The following is a 1,025-nucleotide window of genomic DNA, read 5'->3' as shown; positions in this document are numbered from 1 at the left end:
GACCGGACCCAGACGGACATCTATGCCGAGTTCGTCGCCCGCTGCGAGGCGCTGATGGCGGATCGGCGCGGCGAGGTCGAATTCGACATCCCGTCCTTCAGCTCGTTTCACCGCCATGCTTTTCGCATGGCCGCGCTGGCCCGGCGGCTGGAAGAGGCCCGCGAAATCGGCAGCACATTGTCGGCGCGCTTTGACGGCAAGGGGGCGGATGATCTGACCAAGCTTGCCAGTCAGGCGATCATGGCGCTGGTGCTGGAGCTGACCGCTCATGCCGGTGACGCGGGCTGGAAGCCGGTCGAGGCCATGCAACTGGCAGCGGCCATGAAATCGGCGGCGCAGGCGATGGGGATTTCGACCGACCGCCGGGCCAAGGTCGAAGCCGAGTTTGAAAAGCAGGTGAAGGCGGCCGTCACCACGGTGGCCAGGGCCAAGGGGCTGTCGGCCGAGACGGCCGAGGCAATCAAATCAGAAATTCTGGGGGTGGAATGAAGCGAAATATCTTCGGTGAGGCACAGCCGGCCACAACGGCCGAGATCATTCAGGCGCTCGGCGAGCGCGACCTTCTGGCGGCGGATGCGATGGCCGAGATCATGTTTAATGAGGCGGACGAGCCGCCCTTCTCGGGCTGGCGCGCCGAGATCTCGCACGCCGACCTGGGCGCGCCCCGGATTGACACATTGGGCTTTGAGACCCGCGAGGCGCTGGAACAGGCGCTGCGCGCAGCCGGCATCACCTTGATCGTGGATTACTGAGATGACCGATCCCAATATTGCAGCGCAAGAACTCCGCCAGTTCATTGAGCAATATGAACAGCTCGAATCGGAGAAACAGGATGTGACCGAGCGCCAGCGCGAGCTGATGGCCGAGGCCAAGGCGCGAGGTTACGACACCAAGGTGATGCGCAAGGTCATTTCGATGCGCCGGCGCGACCGCGATGATCTCGCCGAAGAGCAGGCGATCCTTGAGATGTATCTGGATGCTTTGGGGATGGCGCAATGACGCCGCGGCGCTTCTGGATGGTCAAG

Annotated in this window: 3 protein-coding genes; all 3 read left to right on the top strand. The window is 63.3% G+C overall.

Annotation, left to right across the window (positions count from 1 at the left end):
• The coding region (locus RMT89_RS40310; protein WP_315888715.1) for a phage protein Gp27 family protein at nt 1-489 on the top strand (489 nt) is incomplete at its 5' end.
• Nucleotides 486-752, top strand: a complete 267-nt coding sequence (locus RMT89_RS40305) for a hypothetical protein (RefSeq protein WP_315888714.1) — start codon at nt 486-488, stop codon at nt 750-752. The genes RMT89_RS40310 and RMT89_RS40305, both read left to right, overlap by 4 nt.
• A gap of 1 nt (nt 753) precedes the next feature.
• Nucleotides 754-999, top strand: coding sequence for a DUF2312 domain-containing protein (locus tag RMT89_RS40300; RefSeq protein ID WP_315888713.1), 246 nt, complete (start codon nt 754-756; stop codon nt 997-999).
• The last annotated feature ends 26 nt before the right edge of the window (nt 1,000-1,025 follow it).

The sequence above is a fragment of the Streptomyces sp. P17 genome (assembly GCF_032436805.1).
Lineage (GTDB): Bacteria > Actinomycetota > Actinomycetes > Streptomycetales > Streptomycetaceae > Streptomyces.
The sequence above is the reverse complement of the archived record's forward strand: the minus strand, read 5'-3'. Positions and strand labels throughout refer to the sequence as shown.

What these genes read in the sequence shown, in the direction of transcription:
- RMT89_RS40305 (WP_315888714.1), top strand. Translation starts at nt 486, where the DNA reads ATGAAGCGAAATATCTTCGGTGAGGCACAGCCGGCCACAACGGCCGAG.
- RMT89_RS40300 (WP_315888713.1), top strand. Translation starts at nt 754, where the DNA reads ATGACCGATCCCAATATTGCAGCGCAAGAACTCCGCCAGTTCATTGAG.